Genomic DNA, 13,794 nt, shown 5'->3' on the forward strand with positions numbered 1-13,794 from the left:
CGAATTACTCGCCTTCTACCCGCATCACACTGCTGACTTCACGGACGATGTCCATGTCCCGCAAGGACTCCACGGTCGCGGACAACGCGGCGTCGGTCGCGGTGTGGGTGACCACCACCAGCTGCGCGTCACTGCCCCGGCCCTCCTGGCGGACGGTCTGGATCGACACGTCGTGCTCGGAGAACGCGTGGGCCACCGCCGCCAGTACACCGGCCTTGTCGGCCACGTCCAGCGACACGTGGTAGCGGGTCATCGCGTCGCCCATCGGCCGTACGGCCCGCTGGGTGTACGACGACTCGCCGACCCCCGGCACGCCCTTGAGCCGGTTGCGCGCGGCGGACACCAGATCCCCGAGGACGGCACTGGCCGTCGGGGCGCCGCCGGCACCACGACCATAGAACATCAGCCGCCCGGCTGCCTTGCTTTCCACGAAAACCGCGTTGTACGCGTCCCGAACACTGGCCAATGGATGTGTGGTCGGGATCATCGCCGGGTACACCCGGGCACTCACGGAGTCGGTCCGCTCGTCCAGTTCGCAGATCGCCAGCGACTTCACCACGCAGCCCATCTCGCGGGCCGACGCGATGTCGGTCGCGGTCACCTCGGTGATGCCCTCGCGGTGCACGTCGGCGATCGACACCCGGGTGTGGAAGGCCAGGCTGGCCAGCAGCGCGGCCTTCGCGGCGGCGTCGAAGCCTTCGATATCGGCGGTCGGGTCGGCCTCGGCGTACCCGAGCGCCTGCGCCTCCTCGAGCGCCTCGTCGAAGCCTGCGCCGGTGCTGTCCATCTTGTCGAGGATGTAGTTCGTGGTGCCGTTGACGATGCCCATCACCCGGACCACGTCGTCGCCGGCGAGCGACTCGCGCAGCGGCCGCAGGATCGGGATCGCGCCGGCGACCGCTGCCTCAAAGTACAGGTCGCGCTGGTACTTCTCGGCGGCCGCGAACAACGTCGGGCCGTCCTCGGCGAGCAGGGCCTTGTTGGCGGTGACGACCGAGGCGCCGTGCTCGAGCGCGGTCAGGATCAGACCGCGGGCTGGTTCGAGCCCGCCGATCACCTCGATCACCAGGTCCAGGTCGCCGCGGGAGACGAGCGCGTGCGCGTCGGTCGTGACCAGGCTCGGGTCGACCGCGATGTCGCGCTCACGCCCGGCTCGCCGGACGGCGATCCCGGCGATCTCCAGCCGGGCGCCGACGCGGGCCGCCAGGTGGTCCGCCTGCTCGGTCAGGATCCGCACCACCTCGGTGCCGACCACTCCGCAACCGAGCAGGCCTACCTTGAGAGGTTTGTCGTCGTTCTTCATTCGGCGGCCCCCATGTCGAGGAGAAGCAGGTCGTCTTCGGTCTCACGGCGTACCACGACGCGCGTTCGGCCGTCCTTGACCGCGATCACCGGTGGCCGCGGCACGTGGTTGTAGTTGCTCGCCATCGACCGGCAGTACGCGCCGGTCCCCGGGACGGCGATCAGGTCGCCGGGCCGTACGTCGGACGGCAGGAACTCGTCCTTGACCACGATGTCACCGGCCTCGCAGTGCTTGCCGACCACGCGGGCCAGCGTCGCCGGGGCGTCGGAGTACCGGTTGGCGAGCGTGCAGGAGTAGTCGGCGTCGTACAGCGCGGCGCGGATGTTGTCGCTCATCCCGCCGTCCACCGACACGTACGTACGGGCCGCGCCGGCGTCCAGCTCGACCTCCTTGACGGTGCCGACCGAGTACACCGTGCACATCGCCGGGCCGACGATCGCGCGGCCGGGCTCGACCGACACCCGCGGGACCGGGATCTCGTGCTCGTGGCACTCGTGCTCGACGATCTTGCCCATCTCGGTGGCCAGCTGCGCCGGGTCCGACGGGTCGTCCTGAGTGGTGTACGCGATCCCGAAGCCACCACCCAGGTCGAGCTCCGGCATGTCGACGCCTAGCTCGTCGGAAACCCTTGCGTGCAAGGCGATCACGCGCTTGGCGGCCACCTCGAAACCGGCCGAGTCGAAGATCTGCGAACCGATGTGCGAGTGCAGGCCGAGCAACTCGAGCTCCGGCGCTTCGTTGATCCGGGCAACGGCTTCGAAGGCCGCACCGGAGGTGATCGAGAAGCCGAACTTCTGGTCCTCGTGCGCGGTCGCGATGTAGGCATGGGTGTGCGCCTCGACGCCGGCCGTGACCCGGACCATCACCGGGGCGACGGTGTCGCGCTCGGCGGCCAGGGCGATCAGCCGGGTGATCTCGTACTGCGAGTCGACGACGATCCGGCCGACGCCGGCGTCCAGCGCGCGGGCCAGCTCGGACTCGGATTTGTTGTTGCCGTGGAACCCGAGGCGCTTCGGGTCGGCGCCGGCACGCAGCGCGACGGCCAGCTCTCCCCCGCTGCAGATGTCGAGGTTCAGGCCTTCTTCCATCACCCAGCGCACGACCGTCGTACAGAGGAAGGCCTTGCCCGCGTAGTACACGTCGACGTCCTTGAAGGCGTGCTTGAAGGCACGGGCCCGGGCGCGGAAGTCGTCCTCGTCCAGGACGTACGCGGGACTGCCGTGTTCGGCGACCAGGTCGCGTACGTCGACGCCGCCGACCACGAGGGCGCCTTCGCCGTCCTTCTTCGCGTTCGTCGACCAGAGCGACGGGACCAGTTCGTTGGGGTCACGGGGAGCGCGCAGCCAGGGCGGTGCCCGGTGGCCGATGTCGGCGTGCAGCGCGCCCGCCTCGTGCGCCCTCACATCCGCTCCGGTGCGGAGACGCCGAGCAGGTCGAGCCCGTTGGCGAGTACGGTCCGGGTCGCGGAGACCAGGGTCAGGCGAGCCTTGTGCACCGGCTCCACCTCCTCGTCGCCGCGCGGCAGTACGCGGCAGCTGTCGTAGAACTTGTGGAACGCGGACGCGGTGTCCTCGAGGTACCGGGCGATCCGGTGCGGCTCGCGCAGCTCGGCGGCGGTCGCCACCACCCGCGGGAACTCGGCCAGCGCGCGCAGCAGGTCGCCCTCGCGCTCGTGGCTGAGCAGGCCCGGGTCGAACTCGTCCAGCTTGATGCCGAGCTCGTCGGCGTTGCGCAGGATCGAGGCGAGCCGGGCGTGCGCGTACTGCACGTAGAACACCGGGTTCTCGCTGGCCTGGCGGGTCATCTCCTCGATGTCCAGGGTCAGCGGGGAGTCGGCGGGGTAACGGCAGAGCGTGTAGCGCAGGCCGTCGACGCCGCCCTCCTCGACGAGCTCGGCGAGCGTGACGATGGTGCCGGCCCGCTTGGACAGCCGCATCTCCTGGCCGCCCTTGAGGATCTTCACCAGCTGGCCGATGAGGATCTCGATGTTGTGCTCGGGGTCGTCGCCGGCACAGGCCGCGATCGCCTTGAGCCGGTTCACGTAGCCGTGGTGGTCGGCGCCGAGCAGGTAGATACAGGTCTCGAACCCGCGCTCGCGCTTGTTCACGTAGTACGCCGCGTCGGAGGCGAAGTACGTAGGCTCGCCGTTGGACCGGATCAGCACCCGGTCCTTGTCGTCGGTGAAGTCGGTCGTCCGCATCCACAGCGCGTCGTCGGCCTCGTACAGATGGCCCTGGTCGCGGAGCTTCTGGATCGCGTGCGGTACGCCGTCCTGCTCGTGCAGGCTGCGCTCGGAGAACCAGACGTCGAACTTGGTCCGGAAGTGCTCGAGCTGCTCCTGCTGCTCCTTGAGCTGACGCTCGTACCCCGCCTCGCGGAAAGCGACCAGCTGCTCGTCGACGGGCAGCTCGGTGATCCCCGGCACCTCCGCGACGATCCGCTTGGCCAGGTCGAGGATGTACTCGCCGTGGTACCCGTCCTCGGGAATCGGCTCACTGTGCGCGGCGGCCTGCAGGCTGGCGCCGAACTTGTCCATCTGGTTGCCGCGGTCGTTGATGTAGAACTCGCGCGTCACGCTCGCGCCGGCCGCGGTCAGCACCCGGGCCAGCGCGTCGCCGACGGCGGCCCAGCGGGTGTGGCCGAGGTGCAGCGGGCCGGTCGGGTTCGCCGAGATGAACTCGAGGTTGATCGTCCGGCCCTGCAGGCTGTCGCTGGTGCCGTACTGTTCGCCGGCCTCCAGGATCGCCTGGGCGACCTTGCCCTGGGCATCGGCCGCGACCCGGAGGTTGATGAAGCCGGGGCCGGCGATGTCGACGGCGGTGATCGCCTCGTCGTCGCGGAGCTTGCCGGCCAGCAGCTCGGCGAACTGGCGCGGGTTCAGCCCGGCGCGCTTGCCGAGCTGCATCGCGACGTTGGTGGCGTAGTCCCCGTGCTCGGGGTTCTTGGGTCGCTCGACCTTCAGCTCGCGCGGCAGCCCGCCCTCGACGGTGATGGTGCCGTCGGCGGCGAGCGCGGCCAGGGCCTGCAGGATCTTCTCAGCGAGCTGTTCCGGAGTCACCGGATCAGCCTAATGGGCTCCCACCAAAACCCTTGACTCGCTATCCACAGCGCGGTACGGAGGTCAGCTCCGGGCGGTGATGAGGATGTGGCTGTTGCGTATCAGTGGGGTATCCCAGGGGGCGGGGTTGCCGTCTACGGTGACGGTCACGGCCTTGCAGGCGTCGGCGAGGCAGTTGGCGTCGTACCGGACGCCCCAGAGGGTGAAGAACTGGGCGAGGGTCGGCTGTTCGGCGGCGGTCTTGGCTTCGACCCAGACCTGGCCGTCTGTGGTGTGGGTGTGTACGGCGGCCTGCTCGGCGCGGAGCTTGTCGATGCCGATCCCGGCCGCGACCTGCACCGGCTTGCCGTCCAGCGTGACCGCGATGTTCAGCGTGTACGGGGACGGGCCGGAGAAGTCCAGCGGGAGCCGCTCGAAGCCGGCCTTGTCGATGTACGAGACGGCGTCGCGGGGTGCGTCCCACGGGGGCTCGCCGGTCCGCAGGTCGGCGGCCGCCGGCGCCGCGGGGCCGACCTGGCACCCGGCGAGCACACCGAGCACACTGGCGGCGAGCAGCAGCGCGCCCGCCGTCCCGGCCCACCTGCCAGCTCTCATGGGAGCCAGATTGCCAGCTGAGCCGGGACAGCGGGACGCCGGGGTCAGCGCTCGGACGGCATCAGGACCCAGAGCGCGATGTAGATGAGGAACTGCGGGCCGGGCAGCAGGCAGCTGATCACGAAGATCAGCCGCATCGTGTTGGCGGAGATACCGAACCGGCGAGCCAGTCCGGAACAGACACCACCGATCCAGCGATCGTTGACCGGGCGAACCAGAGAGCTGGCCATGAGTACCGTTTCCTTTCCACCGTTGGGCCTCCGTCGGGCCTTGTGTCCACTATGACGGCGTGCAGGCCGGGCCGGATGCCACTTCGCGGTGGTTCCAGGGTGCGCTCAGGGGTCGCCCGTATGACGAAAGTCGTGCTCAGCGCTGGAAGCGGTACGTCTTGCTGTCGATGCCGACGCAGACGCTCGGGGACATCACCACGACGCGCAGGGTGCCGTCGTTCTCGTAGTAGTCGATGCCCTCCACCTCGAAGCTGCCGGAGCAACCACTCTTCAGCGGGAGCTGCCCGAGCGACGTGACGTGGCCCGTGACGTCGGTGGAACCGACCGGCGCCGACAGGTCCACCTGGAGCAGCGGCTTCGTCGTACCGAACAGACTGCCGTCCGGGTCGTCCGAGGAGCACAGGAGCTGCGTGGCGTTCAGGAAGTCGCAGCCCTGTACGTCGCGGACCTGGTGGTCCAGGCGGATCGCAGACGCGTACGGGAGGTTCTTGGTGGGATCAGTTGCGGCCACGCCTGGCATTGGGAGGACCAGGAGGCGGTCCATGGTGCCCCACTCGCCCGTGACCATCCACTGAGCGTCAGGGCTCACCGCGGCGAAGCTGTTGTTGTTGGCTTCCCAGGACTCGAGGGCGTGCGTGTAGTTGGTCCAGGTACCGGACGGGGACTGCACGCGGTACAGCTTCGCGCCGCGGTCGTCACGCTGGTACGGCTCGACGTACCAGCCCTGCGAGGCGCCGGGGTCGCCGACATGGTTCCAGCCGCGGACCAGCAGGGCCGACGGGATCGTTCCGACACCTGTGTAGCGGTACTGCGTGGTGCCGCCGCGGGTGACCGTGGCGAGGCCCTGGCTCTCGTCGAGCGGACGGGCGTTGTCAGAGCCGACTACATGCCATCCGTCGACAGCGTGGGCCTGGGTGGGTAGGAGGAGGGCGGCTAGCACGAGAACGAGAGAAATCCCTGGTTTGCGCATGCCCAGACTTCTACCCCACGCCGGAGGGGCCCGATTCGGAAATGGCATGAACATGCTGCTAATGTTCTGCTCGTTCCTGAGCCCCCGTAGCTCAGGGGATAGAGCACCGCCCTCCGGAGGCGGGTGCGCAGGTTCGAATCCTGCCGGGGGCGCGACCGATCTGGCCGATCTGTGCGCGGGTGAAGCTCGCGCGTTGATCGGCCGTCGTGCTTTCTGGGGGCGGAGCCCCCAGACCCCGCCCCGGGAGGGCTCCGCCCCCCGGACCCCCGCCGTGAGTCGCTCCGCTCCCTCCGCTTGGGCTGAGCGCTTCGCTTCGCTCGCTCCCTATGTCTGGCGCGCCAGTTGCCCGCCCGAAAGGCGCTTCGCTTCGCTCGCTCACTTGGGCGGGGGGTAGGTGGGGGTGGGGAGGCCTGCTTGGGTTTGGCAGTAGGTCCAGGTGGCGGTTCTTGTTGTGGTGGTGGATTTGGTGTGGGGGAGGTAGTGGGTGGGGCGGGGTTTTCGGTCGTGCCAGAAGTTGCCTGTGGGTGGGGCGGGGTCTGTTGCTGCTAGCCAGATTGTGGTGTCCGCGCCTTGCGCGGGGGTCCGCAGCAACGGGCCGGTCAGGCGGGTGAAGGTTGGGAGGGAGGTTGTCAGGCCTGGGGTGTGGGACCAGCCTGGGTGCATCGTGGCGATCGTCGTGGGGGCGAAGTGGGTCGCCATGAGCGGGGTGAGGTCTACCTGGATTCGTTTGGTGCGGGCGTAGGCGACTGCTGGTTTGTAGGGGGCGTCTCTGTACTCGGGGTCTTCCGGGAGGGGTTGGGTGTACATGCCGCCGGAGGCTACGAAGATGACTCTCGACAGGTGGTGTTTCAGGAGCTCGGTCAGGAGGAGGGGGCCTAGTACGTGGGTGGCCAGGGTCAGCTCGTGACCTTGGGGGCTTTCTGTTCTCACCGGGGGCATCACGCCGGCGTTGTGGATCAGGGCGTGGATCGGTTCTTCGATGGTCGACGCGTAGTGGCGGACTGACGTCAGGTCGGCGACGTCGCACTGGTCGAGAATGTACGTGCCTCCGTTGGACTGGAGCTCGGTCAGGGCGTCCTGGGCTTTGGCTGGGTCCCGGACTGCCAAGCGAACGGTTGCGCCGAGGTTCGCCAGGGCTGCTGCAGTGGCTTTGCCCAGGCCTGTGCGGGCTCCGGTTACTATGACCGTTTTCCCCTTTAATGCTTGGGGTTCGGGGTCGTCGGAAGGCCACGTACGAGCACGGTACTTGTAGCCGAGTCGCGTGTAGCCGAGGACTACCAGGCGATCCAGCAGAGTGTCCAGAGTCATGCGGCCAACTTCCCCAGGGCGTTGCGTAGCCCCTCTTCGGCTTCCTCCCCCAGGTGGTCGAACGGCTTCCGCAGGAACGTTGTACCGACTCCCCCGTTGCCGGAGACGAGGCTGGTGCGGACTGTGCCCGGGTCCCATTCCTCGGTGGACGTGAAGTCGGAGAGGTAGTCGAAGACGCGTTCCAGCGGGGCGGCCACGGCGACTTCGCGTTCGATGACGATCATCGGGACACCTCCGCTCGTTCGGCCGCGTGGGCGATGTTGCGTTGCATGCCGCCGAAGACGACGTCGTGGAACGGCCGGATCGCCGCCCAGTACAGCTCGCCGGGCAGCCCCCGGGGATGGAACAGCGCACGCTGCCGGAACAGCGTGCGGCCTTCGTCGTCGGTGCCTGCGCACAGCTCGAGCCATGCCTCACCGGGCAGCCGCATCTCGGCGCGGAGCCGGAGCAGCCGGCCGCGTTCGAGCGCCTCGACGCGCCACCAGTCGAGAGGATCGCCGACCGCGAGCGTGTCCGGATGGAGCCGGCCGCGGCGCAGTCCTGGCCCACCGACGACCCGGTCGAGCAGCCCGCGGGTCCACCAGCCCAGCCGCCACGAGTACCAGCCGCGCCGCCCACCGATGCCCTCGATCACGTTCCACAGCTGCCGCGGCGACGCCTCGACCGTACAGTCGCGTTCGTCGACGTACAGCGAGCCGCCGCTCCAGTCCGGGTCACCCGGCAGCGGATCGCTCGGCGCACCCGGCGTCGCGGCGGACGCCCACGACGTACTGACATCCAGGTCGTGCACCTTCTTCAATGCGAGCGCGACGGCGCGGTCGAAGCCGATCGGGTCACGCGGACCGACGTACCGGTCGATGTCGTGTTCCTTGCACACGACCTCGTGCACCAGGCTGTCGACCAGCGGACGGGCAATGCCGCTCGGGACCGGCGTGACCAGTCCGACCCAGTGGCTCGACAGGCCGGGGCTGAGCAATGGGAGCGTGACGATGCGGCGCGGGCGGAGGCCGGCGACCGCGGCATACCGCTGCATCATCGCGCGGTACGTCAGTACGTCCGGCCCGCCGATGTCGAAGCCGCGGTTCACGTCGGCGGGCATCCGCGCGGACCCGACGAGGCAGTGCAGTACGTCGCGGACCGCGATCGGCTGGATCCGGGTGTCCAGCCAGCGCGGTGTCACCATCACCGGCAACCGCTCGGTCAGGTACCGCAGCATCTCGAACGACGCGGACCCCGAACCGATGATCACCGCGGCGCGCAGCACGGTCGTCGGTACGCCGCTCGCGAGCAGGATCTCGCCTACCTCGCGGCGGGACCCGAGGTGCGGCGACAGTTCCTCGCCGTCGGGGTACAGCCCACCGAGGTACACGATCCGGCCGATCTCCGACTCGCGGCACGCGACCCCGAACGCGAGCGCCGTCCGCCGGTCGCGCTCCTCGAACCGCCTCCCGGTGCCGAGTGAGTGGATCAGGTAGTACGCGACGTCGACGTCGACGAGCGCCTTCGTCAACGCCTCCGGATCGGCGGCGTCGCCTTCGGTGACCTGGACCTGGGACCGCCACGGACGGCCGTCGAGGCGCTGCGCGCGCCGGGCCAATACGCGGACGTCGTACCCGGCCGCGAGCAGTTCCGGCACCAGCCGCCCGCCGATGTAGCCGGTGGCTCCGGTGACCAGGACGCGGGTCATCGCCGCGCCAATCGCTCTGCGGACGTGACGGGGTCGTTCTCGACGTACTGCGCTCCGATGGCGGCGGCCAGGTCCGGCGAGGCGCCGGGGCCGGCGAGTGCGAGGGAGCCGGCCTGGGCGAGGCGGACGAGTTCCGGGCGGACGCTGTCGAAGCGGGCCGGGTCGGACGCGGCGAGCATCACCAGGTCCGGTTCGAGCACCGCCGTGGTCCGTTCGATGTCGGACATCGGCGAGTCGGCCCCCAGGAAAACCACACGCCAGCCGATGCGACGCAGCACCAGTCCGAACGACAGCAGGGCGATGTCGTGCAGTTCGCCGGGCGGGCAGGCCAGCAGGGCCTTGGGTCCCGCGCCGCTGCCCCAGCCGCGGGACAGGGCCGCGAGCCGTGAGCGGACGACGTTGCTGGCGAAGTGCTCCTGTCCCACCGTGACCTCGCCGCGGGACCACCGAACGCCCAGATCGTGCAGGTACGGAATCAGCACGTCGCGGATCACGGCCTCGATCGTCAGCGTGGCGAACAGTTCGTCGAGGACGACATGCGCGGCCCGCTCGTCCAGGTCGTCCAATGCGACCTGGAGGCTGGCCGCTGCGCCGACCGTCGCGGTCCGTACTGCGACCGGGTCCGGCACGGGCGTCCGCAACGTGCCCCGGGACTCCGAGAGGACGGCACGCGCTGCCTCCGCCGCGGACAGGCCGTCGGCGAGGTACGCCCGCATCCGCTGCACCCGGCGTACGTCGTGCTCGGAGTACAGCCGGAAGCCGCCCGCGGACCGCGTCGGCGATAGCAGGCCGTACCGCGTCTCCCAGGCACGCAGGACGTGCTCGCTGACGCCGGCGCGCTTGCTCAACGCACCGATCCGCAACGCACCCGGAACCGAAGTCTCCATGAGCTCACTATACAAAACCTAGACAGATCTTTGACAAGCCTCAAGATGCCGCCCTAATCTCTAGACGAACCTTCGACAGCCTGGAGACCATTCGATGACCGAATCCGTGGCTGTGATCGGCGCCGGCGTGTCCGGCCTGACCGCCGGCTATCTGCTCGCCCGCCGCTTCGACGTCACCCTCTTCGAGGCCGAGCCGCGCCTCGGCGGCCATGCCCACACGCACGGCCTGACCGACCCGGCGGGCCGCCGGCTGGCGGTCGACACCGGCTTCATCGTCCACAACACCACCACCTATCCCCTGCTCAGCCGGCTGTTCAGCGAGCTGGGCGTACGGACACAGCCGACCGAGATGAGCATGAGCATCAGCGACCCGTCGAGCGGCCTGGAGTTCGCCGGCGGCCGTGGGGTGACCGGACTGTTCGCACAGCGCCGCCGGTTCGCCGACGTGTCGTTCTGGAAGCTCCTGACCGAGGTACGCCGCTTTCATCGTCGTGCGGCCGCCTGGGTCGCAGCAGGTTCAGAGGACGACCTGACAACGTTCGGGGAGTTCCTGGAGGCCGACCGCTTCAGCCCAGCCTTCATCCGTCTCTACGCCGTCCCCGTGGTGTCCTGCGTGTGGTCCTGCGGCGGCAGCTCGGCCTTGACGTACCCAGCTCGCTACTTGTTCCGGTTCCTCGACCACCACGGCATGCTCTCGGTCGGCGGTTCCCCTCAATGGCTGACCGTCACAGGCGGTTCTCGCACGTACGTCGAGGCCGTGGCGGACCGCCTCGACGCAGTACGGGCTGGTCAGCCGGTGCGGTCCGTCCAGCGGCACCCGGACGGTGTCACGGTGACCGTTGCCGGCGGCAACACCCTGGACTTCGACCGAGTCGTCCTGGCCACCCACGCCGACCAGGCGCTTGCGCTACTGGCCGATGCGACACCGGAGGAGAAGGCAGTACTCGGCCCGTTCGAGTACAGCCGCAACGAGACGGTCCTGCACACCGACGCGTCGTTGCTCCCCAGAACGAAGAACGCCCGAGCCTCGTGGAACTACGTGGTGCATCCAGGTGCACCGCTGACGACCTACTGGATGAACCGGCTGCAAGGACTGGAGACCGACGAGACGTACCTGGTGACGCTGAACGGTGCCGAGACGGTCGATCCGGCAAAGGTGATCGCACGGATGGACTACCGGCACCCCATCTACACCCCGGAGGCTGTCGCCGCACAGAACCGGCTGGCAGGCCTCAACACCGGTCGGGTCGCGCTAGCGGGGGCGTACCACGGCTGGGGTTTCCACGAGGACGGCTGCCGCGCGGGCGTCGCGGCGGCCGAGTCCTTCGGGGTCCGCTGGTGACGGTCGTCGGAGAGGTCCCCCCACTCCCGGCGATCGTCACCGGCCTCGTCCGACACGCACGGTTCGGCCCGGTACGGCACGCCTTCAGGCACCGCGCGTACCAGTGGCTGGTGGATCTGGACGACGTACCACGGCTGCCTTGGTACCTACGTCCGCTCGCCCGCTTCGACCAACGCGACCACCTGGACCTCAGGCGTTACCTGGCCGACAACGGGATCCCGTACGACGGCCGCGCTGTCATGCTGGCCAACGCGCGCGTACTGGGTCACGTCTTCGACCCCCTCACCGTCTACTGGTGCCTGGACGGCCCGTACGTCGTCGCCGAGGTCCACAACACGTACGGCGAACGGCATGCATACCTGCTTCGCCCGGACGAGCACGGCAGCGCCAGTACTGCCAAGGAGTTCTACGTGTCGCCGTTCTACGACGTGTCGGGCAGCTACCGCCTGTCCTTCGAGCTGGACCGTGAACGCGTCAAGGTGCAGGTCGCCCTGTCGCAGGACGAACGCACGGTGTTCGCAGCGAGCTTCGACGGCGTACCGCGACCTGCTACCCACCGGGCTGTGCTGTCGGCTGCCCTACGGATGCCGTTGATGCCACAGCGAGTGTCGACCCTCATCCGCCTGCACGGCGTCTGGCTGTGGGCGAGACGACTCCCATTGGTCAAGCGATGAGGGCGCGCATCGCGCGGCTGATCGTCGACAGGATGCTCGATCAAGTGCCCGTACGTGCGGTCTACCCGGACGGTACGGTCCGCGGCCGCGGTGGACCGGAGCTGCGGATCGTCCGACCGGACGCGATGTTCGAACGCATCGCCCGTAGTCCCAAGATCGGTCTGGGCGAGGCGTATCAGGCGGGTGACTGGACGGCCGGTGAGGGCACCGATCTGGGCGAGCTGCTGACGCCGTTCGCGGCCCGCGTCGCACAGCTCGTTCCACGGCCGCTGCTGAAGTTCAGACGGCTGGTGGACGAGCGGATGCCGCGCAGGCAGCGCAACACCCCAACAGGTGCCCGGAGCAACATCAGCGCGCACTACGACCTCAGCAACGCGCTCTTCGCCGCCTTCCTCGACCCAGGCATGACGTACAGCTCGGCTTTGTTCGAGTACGCCGGTCAGGACCTGGAGGAAGCGCAGCGCCACAAGGTCGAGCGCATTCTCGACCAGGCGGGCGTCGGCGCCGGCACCAGGCTGCTGGAGATCGGGATCGGCTGGGGTGCGTTGGCGATCACCGCGGCCCGGCGCGGCGCACAGGTCACCGGCATCACGTTGTCGACCGAGCAGTTGCAGCTGGCGCAGAAGCGTGTGGCCGACGCCGGGTTGACCAACCGCGTCGACCTGCGGCTGCAGGACTACCGAGCAGTGACCGGCTCGTACGATGCCATCGTCAGCGTGGAGATGATCGAGGCCGTCGGAGCTGAGTACTGGCCGGAGTACTTCCGCGCGCTGGACCGGTTGCTCGCACCGGGTGGGTCCGTCGCGCTGCAGGCGATTCTGATGGACCACGAGCGGATGCTCGCGACCCGGAACTCGTACGGCTGGATTCAGAAGTACATCTTCCCCGGCGGTTTGATCCCGTCGCGGACCGCGATCGACGAGACGCTGGCGCACTACACCGGGTTGGTGGTCGAGGACGACCACCGGTTCGGTGCGGACTACGCCGAGACGCTCCGGCGGTGGCGGCGGAACTTCGACACCAACTGGCCGGCCATCCGGGCGGAGGGGTTCGACGAGACGTTCCGGCGGACGTGGGAGTTCTACCTGGCGTACAGCGAGGCCGGTTTCGCCTCCGGGTACCTGGACGTCGGACAGTTGCGGCTGATCGCCAAGGATCAGCTGTCCGGTAGCGAGAACATCGAGAGTACGACGCGGTCCTTGCCAGGGGCCTCGGCCAGGTAGGGCTCGATCAGTTCGGCGAAGCGGGCGCGGAAGTCGGCCATGTCCTCCGGGCTGAGGTACATGGCCAGCTGGGAGTAGCCAAGTTGGTTCATTCGCGGGTACAGGTCTCCGCTCTCGACCACGCGGTCGAAGTCGGCGGCCAGGCGGGTCAGCATCATCAGGAAGGCCTGGCGGTGTTGGTCGGGGGTCATCGCGCGCGCTTCGCGCTCGTCGATCCGGCCGACCTTGGTCTGGTCCAGGCTGAGGGTGCGTTCGGTGGTGCCTCGGACTTTTCGTTCGCGGACGACCGTCAGGTAGCCGGCGTCGATCAGCGCGGCGACGTGCCGGTACAGCGTCGTGGTGGGGATGTCCGGCAGGTCGCGCTTGAGGTCTGTCGTGGTCACCTCACGACCCAGCACCCGCTGCGCGATACGCCAGCGGATCGGGTGCAGCAGGACGTCGATGACCGGGGTCGGCCCTTCCTTTGATCCCATATCTGGTAATAATAGCTGGACTGGAAGCATTCGCCTGTTCGCCCG

The 13,794-nt window shown here is 68.8% G+C and carries 14 protein-coding genes and 1 tRNA gene; 4 read left to right on the forward strand and 11 right to left on the reverse strand.

Annotated features, from left to right (window positions below):
* Positions 1 to 4: 4 nt before the first annotated feature.
* The 6 genes from ACFYRU_RS35410 to ACFYRU_RS35435 all read right to left on the reverse strand — a co-directional run bounded on the left by ACFYRU_RS35410 (position 5) and on the right by ACFYRU_RS35435 (position 6,155).
* Positions 5 to 1,303, reverse strand: a complete 1,299-nt coding sequence (locus ACFYRU_RS35410; protein WP_387667176.1) for a homoserine dehydrogenase — start codon at positions 1,301 to 1,303, stop codon at positions 5 to 7.
* The gene (lysA, locus tag ACFYRU_RS35415) at positions 1,300 to 2,706 is read right to left on the reverse strand and encodes a diaminopimelate decarboxylase (RefSeq protein ID WP_387667179.1); all 1,407 of its coding nucleotides are present in this window, start codon (positions 2,704 to 2,706) and stop codon (positions 1,300 to 1,302) included. The genes ACFYRU_RS35410 and lysA overlap by 4 nt, the downstream gene beginning before the upstream one ends.
* Positions 2,703 to 4,361 (reverse strand): arginine--tRNA ligase, encoded by a 1,659-nt coding sequence (argS, locus tag ACFYRU_RS35420; RefSeq protein ID WP_387667181.1) that lies wholly within the window; start codon positions 4,359 to 4,361, stop codon positions 2,703 to 2,705. The genes lysA and argS overlap by 4 nt, the downstream gene beginning before the upstream one ends.
* 63 nt (positions 4,362 to 4,424) lie before the next feature.
* Positions 4,425 to 4,955, reverse strand: a complete 531-nt coding sequence (locus tag ACFYRU_RS35425; protein WP_387667184.1) for a hypothetical protein — start codon at positions 4,953 to 4,955, stop codon at positions 4,425 to 4,427.
* A 44-nt stretch (positions 4,956 to 4,999) separates the two neighbouring features.
* The gene (locus ACFYRU_RS35430; protein ID WP_387667186.1) at positions 5,000 to 5,185 is read right to left on the reverse strand and encodes a PspC domain-containing protein; all 186 of its coding nucleotides are present in this window, start codon (positions 5,183 to 5,185) and stop codon (positions 5,000 to 5,002) included.
* 136 nt (positions 5,186 to 5,321) lie between these two features.
* Positions 5,322 to 6,155 (reverse strand): hypothetical protein, encoded by an 834-nt coding sequence (locus ACFYRU_RS35435; RefSeq protein WP_387667189.1) that lies wholly within the window; start codon positions 6,153 to 6,155, stop codon positions 5,322 to 5,324.
* An 80-nt stretch (positions 6,156 to 6,235) separates the two neighbouring features.
* On the opposite strand from ACFYRU_RS35435, the gene ACFYRU_RS35440 reads away from it, so the two are divergent.
* Positions 6,236 to 6,307: transfer RNA gene (locus ACFYRU_RS35440), tRNA-Arg, on the forward strand.
* Between the two features lie 223 nt (positions 6,308 to 6,530).
* Here the strand turns inward: ACFYRU_RS35440 and ACFYRU_RS35445 are convergent.
* From ACFYRU_RS35445 to ACFYRU_RS35460, 4 genes are read right to left on the reverse strand one after another with little or no spacing between them, the layout of a single operon-like run.
* On the reverse strand, positions 6,531 to 7,463 hold the full coding sequence (locus ACFYRU_RS35445) for an SDR family NAD(P)-dependent oxidoreductase (protein ID WP_387667191.1): 933 nt from the start codon (positions 7,461 to 7,463) through the stop codon (positions 6,531 to 6,533).
* Positions 7,460 to 7,687, reverse strand: coding sequence for an SRPBCC family protein (locus tag ACFYRU_RS35450; RefSeq protein ID WP_387667193.1), 228 nt, complete (start codon positions 7,685 to 7,687; stop codon positions 7,460 to 7,462). Before ACFYRU_RS35450 ends, ACFYRU_RS35445 begins: the two co-directional genes overlap by 4 nt.
* On the reverse strand, positions 7,684 to 9,150 hold the full coding sequence (locus tag ACFYRU_RS35455) for an SDR family oxidoreductase (protein ID WP_387667195.1): 1,467 nt from the start codon (positions 9,148 to 9,150) through the stop codon (positions 7,684 to 7,686). Before ACFYRU_RS35455 ends, ACFYRU_RS35450 begins: the two co-directional genes overlap by 4 nt.
* Entirely contained in the window at positions 9,147 to 10,037 is an 891-nt protein-coding gene (locus tag ACFYRU_RS35460) for a MerR family transcriptional regulator (protein ID WP_387667198.1), read from the reverse strand. Before ACFYRU_RS35460 ends, ACFYRU_RS35455 begins: the two co-directional genes overlap by 4 nt.
* Positions 10,038 to 10,131: 94 nt before the next feature.
* Between ACFYRU_RS35460 and ACFYRU_RS35465 the strand changes: the two genes are divergently transcribed.
* The 3 genes from ACFYRU_RS35465 to ACFYRU_RS35475 are packed head-to-tail and all read left to right on the forward strand — an operon-like array spanning position 10,132 to position 13,276.
* Complete coding sequence (locus ACFYRU_RS35465; RefSeq protein WP_387667201.1) at positions 10,132 to 11,379, forward strand: NAD(P)/FAD-dependent oxidoreductase; 1,248 nt, start codon at positions 10,132 to 10,134, stop codon at positions 11,377 to 11,379.
* On the forward strand, positions 11,376 to 12,053 hold the full coding sequence (locus tag ACFYRU_RS35470; protein ID WP_387667204.1) for a DUF1365 domain-containing protein: 678 nt from the start codon (positions 11,376 to 11,378) through the stop codon (positions 12,051 to 12,053). Before ACFYRU_RS35465 ends, ACFYRU_RS35470 begins: the two co-directional genes overlap by 4 nt.
* Positions 12,050 to 13,276 (forward strand): class I SAM-dependent methyltransferase, encoded by a 1,227-nt coding sequence (locus ACFYRU_RS35475; protein WP_387667207.1) that lies wholly within the window; start codon positions 12,050 to 12,052, stop codon positions 13,274 to 13,276. Before ACFYRU_RS35470 ends, ACFYRU_RS35475 begins: the two co-directional genes overlap by 4 nt.
* On the opposite strand, the gene ACFYRU_RS35480 is transcribed toward ACFYRU_RS35475, so the two are convergent.
* Positions 13,210 to 13,749, reverse strand: a complete 540-nt coding sequence (locus ACFYRU_RS35480; protein WP_387667209.1) for a hypothetical protein — start codon at positions 13,747 to 13,749, stop codon at positions 13,210 to 13,212. The two genes, ACFYRU_RS35475 and ACFYRU_RS35480, sit on opposite strands and share 67 nt — an antisense overlap.
* Positions 13,750 to 13,794 lie beyond the last annotated feature (45 nt).

The sequence above is a fragment of the Kribbella sp. NPDC004536 genome (assembly GCF_042873835.1).
Classification (GTDB): domain Bacteria; phylum Actinomycetota; class Actinomycetes; order Propionibacteriales; family Kribbellaceae; genus Kribbella.